Genomic DNA, 15,881 nt, shown 5'->3' with positions numbered 1-15,881 from the left:
CTCTGGCCCGCATGGGAGTCAGCGACCTCGCGTACGGCGTGTATGAGCGGCGACTCGTCAAGCGCCTCGATCCCGCCCGTCTCCCGCACCACGTGGGGGCGATCGTCGACGGCAACCGGCGCTGGGCCAAGGGCGCCGGCACGCGGTTCGAGCACGGCTATCAGGCCGGTGCCGACAAGATCTCGGAGTTCGCGCAGTGGTGCGACGAGCTGGGTGTCGAGATCGTCACGCTGTGGCTCCTGTCGACCGACAACCTGCAGCGCTCGCCCGAGGAGGTCGGCAGCATCCTCGCCGCCGTCGAGGGCCTGATGGAGAAGCTGTCGGCCGAGCAGCGCTGGTCGCTCGCGGTCATCGGCAACCTCGACATGCTGCCCGACGAGTCGGCCGGCCGGATGAAGCGGCTCGCCGACTCGACCTCGGACGTCAAGGGCATGCGGGTCAACATCTGCGTCGGCTACGGCGGCCGCCAGGAGCTCACCGACGCGATGCGTTCGCTGCTGCTCGACCAGGCGTCCAAGGGCCGCAGCCTCGCCGACGTCGCCGAGACCCTCGAGGTCGATGACATCGCCGAGCATCTCTACACCAAGGGCCAGCCCGACCCGGACCTCGTGATCCGTACGTCGGGGGAGCAGCGCCTGTCCGGGTTCCTGCTGTGGCAGAGCGTGCACTCGGAGTTCTACTTCAGCGATGCGCTCTGGCCTGCGTTCCGCCACGTCGACTTCCTCCGCGCGATGCGCTCGTATGCCGCGCGGGAGCGCCGCTTCGGGCACTGAGACCCCCGTGGGCGGTGCGTGAGTCGCCCATCCCGGGCCCCGATGGGCGACCAGGTCACCGCTCGGCGACCGGAGCGGACACCACCGATTGTTCACACGCTCGTGACCTGCCATCAGCGTGTCGCGACCGAAATCGGCGACTCGCAGCCGTACGTTCGAGATGTGTTGACGCTCGCCCCTGAGCCCCGATTTCCCGCCCACGAGTAGGGCCGGCGCAGGGTGCGCGCGGGCTCGTTGAGGAGACAGTTGTGGCCGCAACGCGCACGAAGAAGCCGAGCACGAGCCCTGTCCGCCGCACGTACGTCCTGGACACCAGCGTCCTGCTCGCGGACCCCAACGCGGTCAACCGCTTCCACGAGCACGAGGTGGTCATACCCGTCGTGGTGATCACCGAGCTCGAGGGCAAGCGGCACGACCCGGAGCTCGGTTACTTCGCCCGCAGCGCGCTGCGCTTCCTCGACGACCTGCGCGTGCTGCACGGCACGCTCGACGTGCCGCTGCCGATCGGCGACGAGGGTGGCACGATCCGCGTCGAGCTCAACCACACCGACTCATCCTCGCTGCCGTCGGGCTTCCGCCTGGGCGACAACGACACCCGCATCCTGTCGGTCGCCAAGAACCTCGCCGACGAGGGCAATGACGTCACGATCGTCTCCAAGGACCTGCCGATGCGGGTCAAGGCGTCGGCCGTCGGCCTGATCGCCGAGGAGTACCGCGCCGAGCTCGCCCTCGAGTCGGGCTGGACCGGCATGCGCGAGCTCGAGGTCGAGAGCATCGACCTCGACTCGCTCTACGAGGGCGGCACGCTCGACCTCCCCGAGGCGCGCGACCTGCCGTGCCACACGGGCCTCGTGCTGCTGTCCGACAAGGGCAGCGGACTCGGCCGGGTCACCGCCGACAAGGAGGTGCAGCTCGTACGTGGCGACCGTGACGCGTTCGGCATCCACGGCCGCTCGGCAGAACAGCGAGTCGCACTCGACCTGCTGCTCGACCCGGACATCGGCATCGTGTCGCTCGGCGGTCGCGCTGGCACCGGCAAGTCGGCGCTCGCACTGTGCGCCGGGCTCGAGGCGACGATGGAGCGCAGCCAGCACAAGAAGGTCGTGATCTTCCGCCCGCTCTACGCCGTCGGCGGCCAGGAGCTCGGCTACCTGCCCGGCAGCGAGTCCGAGAAGATGGGGCCCTGGGGTCAGGCGGTGTTCGACACCCTCGGCGCCGTCGCGTCACCGGCCGTCATCGAGGAGATCCTCGACCGCGGGATGCTCGAGGTGCTGCCGTTGACCCACATCCGTGGCCGTTCGCTGCACGACTCCTACGTCATCGTCGACGAGGCCCAGTCGCTCGAGCGCAACGTCCTGCTGACGGTGCTGTCGCGCATCGGCGCCAACTCCAAGGTCGTCCTCACGCACGACGTCGCCCAGCGCGACAACCTGCGGGTCGGTCGCCACGACGGTGTCGTCGCGGTGGTCGAGAAGCTCAAGGGTCACCCGCTGTTCGCCCACGTCACGCTGACCCGCTCGGAGCGCTCGCCGGTCGCCGCGTTGGTGACGGAGATGCTCGAGGACGTGACCCTGTGACGTGAGTCAACTCATGTGACGGAGGGGCCTTTCCCGGTATGCCCGGGAAGGGCCCCTCCTCTGTGGCAAAGTTGCGCAGGTGAGCGCACCAGGGAGGGTATGGGCACGCGTGGCCGCCGCCGCCCTGTTGTGCGCCCTCGCGGCCTGTGGGTCCGCCGGCGCCAAGCCTGACGCGACCCCCGCGCTCACCTGGTACGTCGGCCCGGATCGTGCCGACACCGCAGCCCTCGCGCGTACGTGCACGGAGGCAGCCAAGGGGGCGTACGAGATCAAGGTCGAGCAGCTGCCGACCGATGTCGACGCGCGGCACGCCCTCCTCGTGCGCCGGCTGGTCGCCAAGGACACGTCGATCGACCTGCTGAGCCTCGACTCGGCGTTCACCGCTGAGTTCGCCGCCGCCGGCTACCTCGCGCCGCTGCCTGAGGAGCTCAAGGCGCCGTTCGCGCAGGACATCGCGCCGGCCGCGCTCGCCGCTGCCACGTACGACGGACAGCTCGCCGTCGCGCCGTGGTGGTTCGACCCGCAGCTGCTCTGGTATCGCGGCAACGTCGCCGAACGTGCCGGCCTCGACACCACCAAGCCCATCAGCTGGGACGACCTCGTTGCGGGAGCCGAGCGGCTCGGCGTGACGATCCAGATCGCCGACGACGACGGCTCCGGGCTGGCGCAGTGGGTCAACGCGCTGGTCAGGGGTGCGGGCGGCACGCTTGTCGACGGCACCGGCCGCAACGCCAAGGTCGGCCTCGACACCGCCGCGGGGCGTGCCGCTGCGTCAGTCGTCGAGTTCTACCTCGACTCCGGGGGCGACGGGCCGTCGAAGGATGCGCTCAAGAAGTTCGCGGGTGCCGATGGCGGCTTCCTGCTGGCCCCGAGCTCGGTCATCGCCGACCCCGACCTCGCCGCGGTCGCCTCGGACATGTCATGGACGTCCTATCCCACGGTCGCCGACACCAGCGTCGCGCCGCTGTCCGGCGTCGGCCTCGCCGTGCCGCTGTACGCGCCGCACACGGACCTGTCCTACCAGGCGATCAGCTGCCTGACCTCGCCGGCCGTGCTCACCTCGATCATGGCGAGCACGGGGCACAGCGCGAGCCGCCTGACGACGTACGACGATCCGGCGGTCAAGCGGGCCTATCCGATGGCCCCCGTGACTCGTCCTGCGGTGCTCTCCGGCGCGACGCTGCCCGTGACGCCCTACTGGCAGGTCGCGGAGCGGGCGCTCGACGACACGTGGCTGCCGCTGCGTGACTTCTCCCAGGACACGACGCTCGAGCAGTCGCAGAAGGCCGTACGCGCCGCGATCCAAGGACAGCTCTCGTGAAGGGCTGGCGCTGGCTCGCCCTGCCGTTCGCCGTCCTGCTGGCCGTCACGGGCTGGCCCATCGGGCGCGGCATCTGGCTGTCGCTGCACTCTGCTCCGCTGACGAATCCCGACGGCCGTACGTTCGTGGGCGCCGACAACTACACCGACGTGCTGACCAACCGAGGGTGGTGGCTCGCCGTCGCCACGACGCTCGTCATCGTGCTGGTCGTCGTGGTGCTGCAGCTGCTCATCGGGCTGGTGTTCGCCGTGGCGCTGCGCCGGCTTACGCTCCTGTGGCCGCTGACCCGGATCATCGTGCTGATCCCGTTCGCCCTGCTCGCGGTCGTGTCGGCCGTCGTGTGGCGCGATGCCGTGACGACGGGATTCGCGGCCGATTGGTTCCGGCTCGACGACGTCGGACCGTTCGGCCAGCTGGTCGGTGTCACGGTTGGTGAGCTGTGGCGCGGCACTGGCATCACGGCGTTGGTCCTGCTCGCCGGACTGCTGCGGGTGCCGAGCTCGCTGATGGCCGCCGCGATCGCCGATGGCGCCACCGCGTGGCAACGCTCGCGCCGTGTCGTCCTGCCGGCGATGGGCCCGGCGATCGCGGTCGCCGCGACCTATCGCGGGCTCGACACCTTCCGCATCCTCGAAGGGCCGCTCCTGGTCGACCAGCCCGGCGCCGCGATCCGCACGGCGCCGCTGCTGGTGTGGGACACGACGTTCTCGTCGCTCGAGCTCGGACTCGGCGCAGCGATGTCGATGGTCCTGCTGGTCATCGCGCTGCTGATGGCCGCGATCATGGTGCCGCTGTTCCGTGTGAGGAGGGTCGTGTGACGCCCTCCGTACGCTCACGCCTCTGGGCTTCGGGCTTCGCCTTCGTCCTGGGGTTCGCCGTCGCCAACTACGGCATCATCCGGGTCCCGCGGCCCGACCTCTGGATCTGGGTCGGCCTCGCGGTCGTCCTGATGGCCACCAGTGCGGCCGGCGTGCTGTTCGCCGACACCCCGCGGCCACTGTCGATCTGGTCGATCATCGGCATCGAGCTGTTCGCCGTGTTCACCCTGGTGCCGCTGCTCTGGACGTTCACCGTGGCGACCGCGCCGGACGGCACCACGCCGCGATCGGTCTGGCCGCAGGGCGTCTCGTGGGACGCGTTCGACGGCGCGCTGCACTCGCAGATCCTGCAGGACGCCGCGGTCACCTCGATCGTGGTCGCGGGCATCGCCACGGCGGTCGCGATGCCGTTGGCCATCGCCGCTGCGTACGCCTTCGTGCGCCGGCCGATGCGCGGGCGCCGCGTGGCGTACGGACTGGTCGTCGCGTCGCTGCTGCTCCCGGTGCTGGCGCTGGCCGGGCCGATCACCGACCAGGTCATCGCCGCCGACAGGTTCGGCACCCGGATGTCCCTGGTCCCTCCGGCCCTGCTCATCACGTTGCCGCTGGCGATCTGGCTCTGCGTCACGGTGTTCCGCGACGTGCCGTGGTCGCTGCGCGACGCGGTACGCGCCGACGGGGCCACCTGGCTGCAGGCGTTCATACGCTTTGGGCTGCCCAACATCGCGCCGGGCGTCGCCCTCGCGACGGTGCTGGTCTTCGTGGCCGGCTGCAACGACTTCGTCCTCGGCGCTGCGCTGTCGGCCAACGACGAGTCCCGGCCGCTGCCGGCCACCTTGATGCTCGCGACGGGCCAGCTCGAGACCTCGAGCTCCGCCGTCGCCGCGGCCGGGCTGCTGTGGCTCGCGCCGGTCGTCCTCCTGCTGCTCGTGTTCCCGCGCCGGATCACTCAACTCCTGGGAAGGTCGTACCGATGACCTCGATCGAAGTCCGCAACCTCACGACGTCCGGCACGGGCGACCGCCCGCTGCTCGACGACATCAACCTCACGGTGCCGTCGGGCGAGACGCTGGCGCTCACGGGTCCGTCCGGTGCGGGCAAGAGCCTGCTGCTCAAGACCCTCATCGGCCTCGAGGAGCAGACCTCCGGCGACATCTTGATCGACGACGTCGTGGTCAACACCGCCGATCCGCGTCGGCGTGACCTCGCGATGGTGTTCCAGGACTACGCCCTGCACCCGCACCTCGACGTGTTCGACAACCTTGCCTTTGCGGCGACCCTGCGCCGCGGCTACAACCGGGGCGAGCTGTCGGAGCGGATCCACGAGGTGGCCGAGCTGCTGGCCCTCGGGGAGTTGCTCGACCTCAAGCCCGTCGAGCTCGACGACGCGCAGCGCCAGCGGGTCGCCCTCGGCCGCTCGCTCGTGCGCGACGCCAGGGCGTACCTCCTGGATGCCCCGTTCTCGCAGCAGTCCGAGCGCGTACGCACCCAGGTCCGCTCCGTCACGAGCCAGTGGCAGCAGGAGAACCAGCGCACCTCGATCTTCACGACCAACGACGTCGCCGAGGCGCTCAGCACGGCTGATCGGGTCGCCGTGATGCACCAGGGCTTCATCCACCAGGTCGGCACGCCGCGCGACCTCTACGAGCGGCCAGCCGACATGTTCGTCGCCGGCTACCTCGGCTCGCCGCCGATGAACCTCGTGCCGGCGTTCCCCATGGGTCGCCAGCTCGTCATGCCCCTGGCCACGATGCTGCTCGACGACCACCTGCTGGAGCGCATCGGCGACCGGGGTGTCGTCGTCGCGGGCATCCGGCCCGAGCACTGCTACGACGCGACCGGCCAGGGTGGCCAGGCGGTCACCGACCGGGTCGAGTTCACGACCCGCATCGACGACGTGGAGTGGCGCGGCAGCAGCCAGTTCGCCTATCTCGGCTATGACATCGCGCCCGAGGTCGAGGAGCTGCTCAACGAGGTCGAGGACCTGCTGGAGTTCGACCTGTTCCAGAGCTTCCTGGTCGCCGAGCTCGCCGCCGAGAGCTCCCTGCGCCCAGGCATGTCGATCCGGGTCGTCATCCCGCGCCAGAGGGTGCATGTGTTCGATCCGGAGACGGGTGAGAACCTCACGCTCGCCCGATGACCTCCACTCGTGGTCAGCGCCTGATCGCCGGGCTGCTCGCCGTCGCGGTCGGCACGGCGTACGGCGTGCTGACGCTGATGCGCTATCGCCGGTTCACGATCTCGTCGTGGGACCACGCGATCTTCGAGCAGGCGGTCAAGGGCTACGCCCGCCCCGGGGCGCCGATCGTCGACGTCAAGGCGCCGGGGTTCAACATCCTCGGCGACCACTTCTCGCCGATCGATGCGTTGATCGCGCCGGTCTACCGGGTCTTCCCGTCGGCGCAGACGATCCTGTTGGCGCAGGTCGTGCTGATCGCGATCTCGGTCGCGGTGATCGCCCTCGTCGCGATGCGTCACCTGGGCACGTTGACCGGCGCCGTGATCGGGCTCGCGTACGGGTTGTCGTTCGGGCTGCAGTCGGGCGTCGAGGCGGAGTTCCACGAGGTGGCGTTCGGAGCGCCGCTGCTGGCGCTGGCCGGTGCGGCGTACGTCGACAGGCGGTTCCGCGCCGTGGTGCTGTGGTCGCTGCCCTTGCTGCTGGTCAAGGAGGACCTCGGCCTGACCGTCGCCGTGATCGGCGGGGTGCTGTGGCTCGCGGGGGAGCGGCGGCGCGGTGTGCAGCTCGCCGCGACCGGGCTCGTCGCGATGGCGTTCATCGTGCTGGTCATCGTGCCGTCGTTCAACCCCGGTGACTCGTACGCCTACACGTCATCGCTCGGCGGTGATCGCGGGATCGTGGCGACGCTGTTCGATGACCCGGACCGCAAGCTCGGCACGGTGGCGCTGACTGTCGGGATCACGGGACTCGCGGCGCTGGTGTCGCCGTGGGTGCTGCTGGTGCTGCCGACGTTCGCGTGGCGGTTCGCCGGCGACAACGCGTACTACTGGGGCACCGAGTGGCACTACTCGCTGCTGCTCATGCCGATCGTGTTCATCGCGATGATCGACGCGATGCGGCGGTGGCCGGTGCTGCGCTGGGCGACGGTCGCGGCGGTCGTCGTCACGGGATTCACGCTGGTCAACTCGCCGCTGTCGACGCTGCTGGACTCCGAGACGTACGACGAGCCGCCGCGGGCCGCTGCCGCGCATGCGGTCATCGCGGCCGTGCCGAAGGGTGCGACGGTCGAGACCGACATCGCGATGATGAGCCACCTCGTCACGGACCACACCGTCTACTGGTGGGGCACGATCGGCAAGCAGGTCAAGCCGTCGTACGTGCTGTTCGACGCCGGCGCCGGCATCGACTCACCCGTCGACGTCGTCGCGTACGCCGAAGAGGCTCACGGCGGGACGTACGAGCTGGTGTTCAACCGCGACGGCTACGTCCTCGCCAAGCGCCGCTGACGAACCCCGCCGACGAGAGGGTTGTGACACGGCGACGAGAGGGTTGTGACCGGCACAACCCTCTCGTCAGCGTCAGGGGTGGGTCATGGACATGACGTCGAGCGCCTTGTCCAGGTCTGCCTCGCTGATCTCGCCGCGCTCGACGAAGCCCATCTCGACGACGACCTGACGGATCGTCTTCTTCTCCTTGACCGAGGTCTTGGCGACCTTGGCGGCGTTCTCGTAGCCGATGAACCGGTTGAGCGGCGTCACGACAGACGGCGACGACTCGGCGAGCTCGAGGCAACGCTCCTCGTTGGCCGTGATGCCGTCGATGCAGCGATCGGCGAGCACCCGTGACGCGTTGCCGAGCAGGCGCATCGACTCGAGGATGTTGCGGCCGATGACCGGGAGCATGACGTTGAGCTCGAACGATCCGGACGCGCCGGCGGTGGCGATCGTCGCGTCGTTGCCGATGACCTGGGCGGCGACCATCAGGGTGGCCTCCGGAAGGACCGGGTTGACCTTGCCGGGCATGATGCTCGAGCCGGGCTGCAGGTCGGGCAGGGCGATCTCGCCGAGACCCGTGCGCGGGCCGGAGCCCATCCAGCGCAGGTCGTTGCAGATCTTGGTGAGACTGACGGCGATCGTGCGGAGCTGGCCCGACATCTCGACGAGGCCGTCGCGGGCGCTCTGAGCCTCGAAGTGGTCGGCGGCCTCGGTGATCGGCAGGCCGGTGTTCTCGGCGAGGATCTCGATGACGCGCTGCGGGAAGCCGATCGGCGTGTTGATGCCGGTGCCGACCGCGGTGCCGCCCAGCGGGACCTCGGCCGTACGCGGGAGGGAGGCCTCGACGCGCTCGATGCCGCGGCGGATCTGTGCCGCGTAGCCGCCGAACTCCTGGCCCAGCGTGACGGGGGTGGCGTCCATGAGGTGCGTACGCCCGGACTTCACGACGCTCGCGAACTCCTTGGCCTTGGCCTCGAGCGAGGTGGCGAGGTGGTCGAGCGCAGGGATCAGCTCGTTGGTCGCCGATGCGGTGGCGGCGACGTGGATCGACGTCGGGAACACGTCGTTGGACGACTGACTGGCGTTGACGTGATCGTTGGGGTGCACGTCCTTGCCGAGCGACTTCGTGGCGAGGGTCGCGAGGACCTCGTTGGTGTTCATGTTGCTCGACGTGCCGGACCCGGTCTGGAACACGTCGATCGGGAACTGCGCGTCGTGGGCGCCGGAGGCGACTTCCTCGGCGGCGGCGATGATCGCGTCGGCGACATCCTGGTCGAGGATGCCGAGCTCGGCGTTGGCCTTGGCGCAGGCGGCCTTGATCTGGGCCAGGGCGCGGATCTGCGCGGGCTCGATCGGGGTGCCGGAGATCGGGAAGTTCTCGACGGCGCGCTGGGTCTGGGCTCGCCAGAGGGCGTCGGCGGGGACGCGGACCTCGCCCATGGTGTCGTGCTCGATGCGGTATTCGGTCATGCTTCCGACGATATCGCTGCGCTCCGGAGGTACGCCCGGCAGGACGGCGTACGAAGGTCAGAACGCTGAGATCGACACCGGGGCGCGCTGCGGGCGGCTGAGCCCACGGATCACCGCGGCCTGGCCGTGACGGCGTACGGCCACGCCACCGAGCAGGCCGATCACGTCGGCCGCGATGGAGCCGGGGAACTCCGGGGTCGGCAGGCCGACGCTCGCGGCGAGGTCGTCGGAGTGCACCATCAGCTCCATCGCGCGAGTGATGAGGAAGTCGTCGGTCGTCAGCGCCCAGCCCTGCCAGGGAATGAAGATCGTGTCGGGATCGCGGGGCGTGCGCAGCACGTCGGGCAGCTGGTCGAGCAGGGGAGCGACCTCAGCGAGCACCGCGTCGCGACCGGCCGCGGCAGCCTCGTTGCCACCGTCGCGGATCGAGGTGTTGGCCTCGTCGTCGGCGTCGGCCGTGACCCACTCGGCCCGCTCGTAGTGCGCGAGCAGGGGGATCGGGTCGTCGGTCGTCGGCGGCTCTCCGAGGAAGCGGGCGACGTGCCGGATCTGGCTCACCAGGTGATGCGTCAGCCCGCCGACAGTCATGCCGTTGCAGGCGCTCTCGGTGTCCCACGCTTCGGCCATTTCCGGCCGGCCGGCCAGCCTGAAGGCGACATGGCAGGCGTCCACGAACTCGGTGCGATCGACCATGGGCACGACGTTAGTCGGCGGTGGCGACATCGTCGCGCCGAGTGCCGGAAACGATCCAGTAGCGCTCGTCCCGACCCTGCAGCCGTACGTCGAACGCTGCCTCGCGTACGTCGGTCAGCGCGGCGTTCAGGCTTGCGGTGAGGCTCGCCGACGGGGCCATGGTCCACACACACAGGGTGCCGCCGGGCCGGAGCCGAGAGGCGCACACTCCGACGAACCCGGCGCCGTACACCTCGGCATTGGCGTCGTGCACGAGGAAGTCCGGGCCGTTGTCCACGTCCAGCACGATCGCGTCGAGCGACGCCGGCGCCTGCGCGGCGACCACGTCGCGTACGTCACCGACCGTGACCTGCGTACGTTCATCGGCGAGCAGGTCGGCGCCGGGGATCGTGCCGTCGCGCATCCAGCCGACGATCTCAGGGTGCAGCTCGGCGACGATGACGCGGCTGGCCTGAGGCGACGCCAGCAGCGAGCGCAGCGTGTAGCCGAGTCCGAGGCCGCCGACCAGGATCTCCCGCGCTCCGAGGTCGATGACCGTACGGGCGAGGGCCTGCTCCGACGACGTCTCGACGTCGTCCATCACGAACACGCCGTTGACCCGCAGCTCCAGGGCACCGTCGTCGCGGCGCCGCAGCGTAGCCCCACCCATGGAACCACCCTAGGAGACTCCGCTGGGAGTGACGTTCGGGTCGCGGAACGCCGTGAGACCCCGACGCGAACGTCACTCCCAGCGAGGTCGTCAGGCTGGGTAGATCGTGACCTCGCTGGCCTTGACGACGAGGAAGACCTGCTTGCCCGGCACGAGGTCGAGCTCGGCGACGACCGGCAGGGTCACGTCGGCGCTCAGCTCGTCGGTACGCACGCGGACCTGCGCGCCGCGCGGCTCCAGCTCGCGGATCGTCGACGCGAACACGTTGCGCGGGCTGCCGGCCGGCGGCTCGACGTACACGCCGACCGCGCTCGGGCTGAACACCGCGACGGCGTCGGTGTCCTCGGGCAGCGACTCGTCCGACAGGCCGGACACCAATGACCCCGATGCCGTACACACGGCGGTGCCCACGGAACGACCGCGCATCAGGTTGAGCCCCGCGATGCCGGCGCCGAATGTGCTCCGCGGCCGCTCGAGCACCTCCTTGGTCGGCCCCTCCTCGACGATGCGGCCACCCTCCATGACGACCACCCGGTCGGCGAGCAGCAGCGCATCGAGGACGTCGTGCGTCACGATGATCGCGCTCCGCCCGGCGAGCACGCGCTTGAGCACCTGGCGCATCGCCGGCACGACCGTGATGTCGAGCGCCGCCATGGGCTCGTCGAGCAGCAGGAGCCGCGGCTCGGCCGCCAGCGCCCGGGCGACGGCGATGCGCTGCGCCTGGCCGCCCGACAGGTCCGACGGCTTGCGTCTCGCGAGCTCCGCGGCGTCGACCTCCGCCAACCACGTCATCGCTGTCGCCCGGGACTGCGCACGCGTACGACCGGCGCTGCGCGGCCCGAATGCGACGTTGTCGACCGCGTCGAGGTGCGGGAACAGCAGTGGGTCCTGGGCGAGCAGTGCGGTGCCCCGGGCGTACGCCGGCTGCCACGTGCCGGCGCCGATGTCGAACAGCACGTCGTCGCCGAGCACCCCCCGGCCGGCGTCGGGCCGCAGGACACCGGCGATCGCCGCGAGCACGGTGGACTTGCCGGCGCCGTTGGGTCCGAGGATCGCGACGACCTCCCCGTCAGCGATGTCGAGCGACACGTCGACGTCGCGGTCGGCGACCGTCGCCTCGAGGTGGAGGCTCACAGTGCGGTGCTCCTCGTCCCGCGCACGAGACCGATGACCAGCACCGCGACGACGACCAGCACGAGCGACAGGGCGACGGCAGCATCGGGATCGGTCTCGCGCTGCAGGTAGATCTCCAGCGGCAGCGTGCGGGTGACGCCCTCGAGGCTGCCGGCGAACGTGATCGTGGCGCCGAACTCGCCCAGTGCCCGCGCGAACGACAGCACCGCGCCGGCCGCGAGCCCCGGCAGCACCAGCGGTAGGGTCACCCGACGCAGCACGGTCGTCGGCCGGGCGCCGAGCGTCGCGGCGACGACCTCGTAGCGCTCACCGACCGTCCGCAGCGTGCCCTCGAGGCTCACGACCATGAACGGCAGCGCGACGAACGTCTGGGCGATGACCACCGCCGTCGTGGAGAACGCGATCTGCAGGCCGAGCACGTCGATCGTCTCGCCGAGCAGGCCCTTGCGGCCGAACGTGTAGAGCAGCGCGATGCCACCGACGACGGGCGGCAGCACCAGCGGCAGCAGCACCAACGAGCGCAGGAGCGACTGCCCGCGGAAGGTCGTACGGGCCAGCACCAGCGCCATCGGCACCCCCAGGACGACACACAGGAGCGTGCTCGCGGCGGACGTTCGCAGGCTCAGCCACAGCGCCGCCTGCGACGAGTCGGACGTGATGAGCGAGAAGAAGCTGCCCCACTCGACCCGCGTCACCAGTGCGACGAGCGGCAGCACGACGAACGCGGCACCCAGCGCCGCCGGCACCAGGACCCACCGCGGCACACCGGACTGCTGGGTCAGGCTCATGTCAGGGTTTCTGGAAGCCGTAGGTCGACAGGACCGACTGGCCCTCGGGCCCGACGACGTAGTCCGTGAAGTAGGCGGCGAGGGTCTCGTCGTCGGCACCGCGGAGGGACGCGATCGGGTACGTGTTGACGGCCCGGCGGGACTCGGGGAACGTCACGCCGTGCACCTTGGCGCCGGCGCCGAGGACATCGGTGACGTAGACCAGCCCGGCGTCGGCCTCGCCGGAGATGACCTTGCCGAGCACGTCCGTCACGGACTGCTCCTCGCTGACCGGCTTGATCGTCAGGCCGGCCGCCTTCTCGACGCGCGCGGCGGCGGCGCCGCACGGCACCTCGGGGGCGCAGACCACGACCTTGGCGCCACGCTTCGTCAGGTCGCGGAGCGACTCGATGTGCGCCGGGTTGTCCGGCGGGGTGACGATCTCGAGCGTGTTGCTGGCGAAGTCCTGCGGAACCCCGCCGACGACCCGAGCCTTGACGGCCTTGTCCATGTTGGCGGTGTCGGCGGAGGCGAACACGTCGGCCGGGGCGCCCTGCTCGATCTGGGCGACGAGGTCGGACGACCCGCCGAACGTGAACTTCACCGTCACGCCGTCGTTGGCGTCCTCGAACCGCTTGCCGATCTCGGTGAACGCGTTCTGGACGGAGGCTGCGGCATAGACCTGCAACGTCTTCTCGGGCCCATCAGTCGTGCGGTCGCGCGCGTCGTCGGAGCAACCGGCCAGCGTGACGAGCAGCAGGAGCGCCGCCGCGAGCCGCCTCATGACGCCACCTCCAGCGACTCGATGATGACGTTGGTCGACTTGATGACCGCGACCGCGACGGAGCCGGGCTCAAGACCGAGCTCGTCGACGGCTTCGCTGCTCATGAGCGACACGACGCGGAACGGCCCGCACTGCAGCTCGACCTGCGCCATCACGGTGTCGGCCTTGACCGCTGTGACCAGGCCGACGAACCGGTTGCGCGCCGAGCTGGTCGCGCCGGCCTCTCCGGAGGACGCGGCCTGCGCCTTGGCGAACTGCGCCAGCTCCCGCCCTTCGATGGCCATCCGTCCCGCGGCGTCCGTCCCCGACGGCAGGCTGCCGGCAGTGACCCAGCGGCGGACGGTGTCGTCGCTGACCCCGAGGAACCGGGCGGCATCGGAGATCCGTATGTGCGGCATGCACCGAACTCTAGAGCATGATCTGCGGAGGTATGGATCGAATCCCACCGCAGGTGCGGTCAGTGCGAGATGGCGCGCTCGGCCGTGCGCACGATCGCGTCGACGTACGTGTCATAGAGCTGCACCGGCAGGTCGTGCCCCAGGCCGGCGATCTCGATGTGCTCGGCGCCCGGCACGGCGTTGGCGACGGCCTTGCCGCCGGAGCGGTGCACCAACGGGTCGTTGAGCCCGTGGATCACGGTGACCGGCAGGTCGAGCGTGGCGAGGTCCTTGGTGCGGTCGGGCTGTGCCAGCACGGCGAGCATGTGCCGGGTCACCCCGCTCGCGGTCCACCCGCGGTCGTACGTCTCGTAGGCGCGAGCCCGCGCCAGCTCCTCGTCGCCGGGGAACGCGGGTGAGCCGAGGATCGTCGACGTCCGCAGCGACCGGGCGACGTACGAGTCGCGGGTCGAGCCGGCGGAGGCGAGCAGCGTCGGCATGATCTTGGGGTGCTGCCAGCCGACCCGGCGGTTGCCGGTCGTCGACATGATCGACGTCATCGACATCGCCCGCTCGGGACGTGCGATTGCCATGGTCTGCACGATCATGCCGCCCATCGAGACCCCGACGAGGTGTACGCGCTCGACGCCGAGGTGGTCGAGCAGTCCGAAGGCGTCCTCGGCCAGGTCACCGATGCCGTAGGGCGGCTTGCGGAGCCCGGCGAACGCCCGGATCACGTCGAGCTTGCCGACCTTGTGCTGGCGCAGCTTGGTCGAGCGACCCGTGTCGCGGTTGTCGTAGCGGATCACGAAGTTGCCGCGCCCGGAGAGCCGCTCGCAGAAGTCGTCGGACCACCAGCCCATGGGGCCGCCCAGACCCATGACCAGCAGGATCGCGGGGTCCTCGGCGTTGCCGAAGGTCTCGTAGCAGATGTCGATGCCGGACGGCAGCGACGCGAACTCTTCTCCGGACCGTTCAGTCATGTGTCAGGACTCGTAGTCGATGGTCGAGTACGCCTTGAGCTTGGCGAGCTGGTGCTCGCTCGTGATCTTGCGGATCGTGCCGCTGCGCGAGCGCATGACGATCGACTCGGTGTAGGCCTTGCCGGCGCCGTAGCGGACACCCGCCATCAGCTCGCCGTCGGTGATGCCGGTCGCGACGAAGAAGCAGTCGTCGGCGTTGACCAGGTCGTTGGTGTAGAGCACGCGGTCGAGGTCGTGACCGGCGTCGATGGCGCGCTGGCGCTCGTCGTCGTCGATCGGCCAGAGCTTGCCCTGGATCGTGCCGCCGATCGCCTTGATCGCGCACGCCGTGATGATGCCCTCGGGCGTACCGCCGATGCCGACCAGCAGATCGACGCCGGTGTCGGGCCGCGCTGCGGTGATGCCGCCGGCGACGTCGCCGTCGATGATGAACTTGATGCGGGCCCCGGCGGCGCGGATCTGGTCGACCAGGTCCTGGTGGCGGGGCCGGTCCAGCACGCACACCGTGACGTCGTTGACCGCGATGCCCTTGGCCTTGGCGACGAGCGCGATGTTCTCGGCGACCGGCAGCCGGATGTCGACGACGTCGGCGGCCTCGGGCCCGGCGATGAGCTTCTCCATGTAGAACACGGCCGACGGGTCGTACATCGAGCCGCGGGGTGCCACGGCCATCACCGAGACGGCGTTGGGCAGGCTCTTGGCGGTCAGCGTCGTGCCGTCGATCGGGTCGACCGCGACGTCGCAGTCGGGGCCGGTGCCGTCGCCGACGTGCTCGCCGTTGAAGAGCATCGGCGCTTCGTCCTTCTCGCCCTCGCCGATCACCACGACGCCGTTCATCTGCACGGTGTTGATGAGGGTGCGCATCGCGTTGACGGCGACACCGTCGGCACCGTTCTTGTCACCGCGGCCGACCCAGCGGCCGGCGGCCATGGCTCCGGCCTCCGTCACCCGGACCAGGTCGAGGGCGAGGTTGCGGTCGGGCGCCTGAGCGGCTGGCTGAAGGCTGTTCACGCGGTCATCGTACCCGTCGGTAGCCGTGTGTGACCGGCCGAGTTCGCGCCGATCGCGCCCCGTAAAGTTGT

At 70.1% G+C, this 15,881-nt stretch carries 16 protein-coding genes; 7 read left to right on the top strand and 9 right to left on the bottom strand.

All coding sequences use genetic code 11. The features are described 5' to 3' along the window. Window positions 1-11 precede the first annotated feature (11 nt). The 7 genes from ESP70_RS06060 (at window position 12) to ESP70_RS06030 (ending at window position 7,954) form a co-directional block, all read left to right on the top strand. A complete protein-coding gene (locus ESP70_RS06060) occupies window positions 12-773 on the top strand; it encodes an isoprenyl transferase (RefSeq protein ID WP_149688381.1) in 762 nt (253 codons plus the stop codon). A gap of 248 nt (window positions 774-1,021) precedes the next feature. Continuing rightward, window positions 1,022-2,350, top strand: a complete 1,329-nt coding sequence (gene phoH2 / locus ESP70_RS06055) for an RNA 5'-3' helicase PhoH2 (protein ID WP_149688380.1) — start codon at window positions 1,022-1,024, stop codon at window positions 2,348-2,350. A 109-nt stretch (window positions 2,351-2,459) separates the two neighbouring features. Continuing rightward, window positions 2,460-3,671, top strand: coding sequence for an extracellular solute-binding protein (locus ESP70_RS06050; protein WP_188110512.1), 1,212 nt, complete (start codon window positions 2,460-2,462; stop codon window positions 3,669-3,671). Further along, window positions 3,668-4,489, top strand: coding sequence for a carbohydrate ABC transporter permease (locus tag ESP70_RS06045; RefSeq protein WP_149688378.1), 822 nt, complete (start codon window positions 3,668-3,670; stop codon window positions 4,487-4,489). The genes ESP70_RS06050 and ESP70_RS06045 overlap by 4 nt, the downstream gene beginning before the upstream one ends. Continuing rightward, window positions 4,486-5,466 (top strand): carbohydrate ABC transporter permease, encoded by a 981-nt coding sequence (locus ESP70_RS06040; RefSeq protein ID WP_149688377.1) that lies wholly within the window; start codon window positions 4,486-4,488, stop codon window positions 5,464-5,466. Before ESP70_RS06045 ends, ESP70_RS06040 begins: the two co-directional genes overlap by 4 nt. Then, on the top strand, window positions 5,463-6,629 hold the full coding sequence (locus ESP70_RS06035) for an ABC transporter ATP-binding protein (RefSeq protein WP_149688376.1): 1,167 nt from the start codon (window positions 5,463-5,465) through the stop codon (window positions 6,627-6,629). The genes ESP70_RS06040 and ESP70_RS06035 overlap by 4 nt, the downstream gene beginning before the upstream one ends. After that, entirely contained in the window at window positions 6,626-7,954 is a 1,329-nt protein-coding gene (locus ESP70_RS06030; protein WP_149688375.1) for a DUF2079 domain-containing protein, read from the top strand. The genes ESP70_RS06035 and ESP70_RS06030 overlap by 4 nt, the downstream gene beginning before the upstream one ends. A 72-nt stretch (window positions 7,955-8,026) precedes the next feature. Here the strand turns inward: ESP70_RS06030 and ESP70_RS06025 are convergent, their stop codons facing one another. From ESP70_RS06025 to glpX, 9 genes are all read right to left on the bottom strand, one after another. Further along, window positions 8,027-9,412, bottom strand: a complete 1,386-nt coding sequence (locus ESP70_RS06025) for a class II fumarate hydratase (protein WP_149688374.1) — start codon at window positions 9,410-9,412, stop codon at window positions 8,027-8,029. 57 nt (window positions 9,413-9,469) lie between these two features. After that, window positions 9,470-10,105 carry a maleylpyruvate isomerase N-terminal domain-containing protein gene (locus tag ESP70_RS06020; RefSeq protein WP_149688373.1) on the bottom strand — a complete coding sequence of 212 codons (636 nt, stop codon included), beginning with the start codon at window positions 10,103-10,105 and terminating at the stop codon, window positions 9,470-9,472. A 10-nt stretch (window positions 10,106-10,115) separates the two neighbouring features. Further along, window positions 10,116-10,754, bottom strand: coding sequence for a polyamine aminopropyltransferase (locus tag ESP70_RS06015; protein WP_149688372.1), 639 nt, complete (start codon window positions 10,752-10,754; stop codon window positions 10,116-10,118). A 90-nt stretch (window positions 10,755-10,844) separates the two neighbouring features. Then, on the bottom strand, window positions 10,845-11,888 hold the full coding sequence (locus tag ESP70_RS06010) for a sulfate/molybdate ABC transporter ATP-binding protein (protein ID WP_149688371.1): 1,044 nt from the start codon (window positions 11,886-11,888) through the stop codon (window positions 10,845-10,847). Further along, the gene (locus ESP70_RS06005) at window positions 11,885-12,676 is read right to left on the bottom strand and encodes an ABC transporter permease (protein ID WP_149688370.1); all 792 of its coding nucleotides are present in this window, start codon (window positions 12,674-12,676) and stop codon (window positions 11,885-11,887) included. The genes ESP70_RS06010 and ESP70_RS06005 overlap by 4 nt, the downstream gene beginning before the upstream one ends. A 1-nt stretch (window position 12,677) precedes the next feature. Further along, window positions 12,678-13,439: a molybdate ABC transporter substrate-binding protein gene (modA, locus tag ESP70_RS06000; protein ID WP_149688369.1), complete on the bottom strand. Its 762-nt coding sequence runs from the start codon at window positions 13,437-13,439 to the stop codon at window positions 12,678-12,680. Then, window positions 13,436-13,837 carry a TOBE domain-containing protein gene (locus ESP70_RS05995; protein WP_149688368.1) on the bottom strand — a complete coding sequence of 134 codons (402 nt, stop codon included), beginning with the start codon at window positions 13,835-13,837 and terminating at the stop codon, window positions 13,436-13,438. The genes modA and ESP70_RS05995 overlap by 4 nt, the downstream gene beginning before the upstream one ends. Window positions 13,838-13,896: 59 nt before the next feature. After that, entirely contained in the window at window positions 13,897-14,799 is a 903-nt protein-coding gene (locus tag ESP70_RS05990; RefSeq protein WP_149688367.1) for an alpha/beta fold hydrolase, read from the bottom strand. 3 nt (window positions 14,800-14,802) lie between these two features. After that, window positions 14,803-15,810: a class II fructose-bisphosphatase gene (gene glpX, locus ESP70_RS05985; protein WP_149688366.1), complete on the bottom strand. Its 1,008-nt coding sequence runs from the start codon at window positions 15,808-15,810 to the stop codon at window positions 14,803-14,805. Window positions 15,811-15,881 lie beyond the last annotated feature (71 nt).

This window comes from Aeromicrobium ginsengisoli (assembly GCF_004134905.2).
GTDB lineage: Bacteria > Actinomycetota > Actinomycetes > Propionibacteriales > Nocardioidaceae > Aeromicrobium > Aeromicrobium ginsengisoli.
Note: the sequence above shows the minus strand (reverse complement) of the source record. Positions and strands in the feature narration are given on the sequence as shown.

What these genes read in the sequence shown, in the direction of transcription:
- ESP70_RS05995 (WP_149688368.1), bottom strand. Translation starts at nt 13,837, where the DNA reads ATGCCGCACATACGGATCTCCGATGCCGCCCGGTTCCTCGGGGTCAGC.
- ESP70_RS06020 (WP_149688373.1), bottom strand. Translation starts at nt 10,105, where the DNA reads ATGGTCGATCGCACCGAGTTCGTGGACGCCTGCCATGTCGCCTTCAGG.
- ESP70_RS06025 (WP_149688374.1), bottom strand. Translation starts at nt 9,412, where the DNA reads ATGACCGAATACCGCATCGAGCACGACACCATGGGCGAGGTCCGCGTC.
- ESP70_RS06005 (WP_149688370.1), bottom strand. Translation starts at nt 12,676, where the DNA reads ATGAGCCTGACCCAGCAGTCCGGTGTGCCGCGGTGGGTCCTGGTGCCG.
- ESP70_RS06030 (WP_149688375.1), top strand. Translation starts at nt 6,626, where the DNA reads ATGACCTCCACTCGTGGTCAGCGCCTGATCGCCGGGCTGCTCGCCGTC.
- ESP70_RS06060 (WP_149688381.1), top strand. Translation starts at nt 12, where the DNA reads ATGGGAGTCAGCGACCTCGCGTACGGCGTGTATGAGCGGCGACTCGTC.
- ESP70_RS06035 (WP_149688376.1), top strand. Translation starts at nt 5,463, where the DNA reads ATGACCTCGATCGAAGTCCGCAACCTCACGACGTCCGGCACGGGCGAC.
- modA (WP_149688369.1), bottom strand. Translation starts at nt 13,439, where the DNA reads ATGAGGCGGCTCGCGGCGGCGCTCCTGCTGCTCGTCACGCTGGCCGGT.
- ESP70_RS05990 (WP_149688367.1), bottom strand. Translation starts at nt 14,799, where the DNA reads ATGACTGAACGGTCCGGAGAAGAGTTCGCGTCGCTGCCGTCCGGCATC.
- ESP70_RS06015 (WP_149688372.1), bottom strand. Translation starts at nt 10,754, where the DNA reads ATGGGTGGGGCTACGCTGCGGCGCCGCGACGACGGTGCCCTGGAGCTG.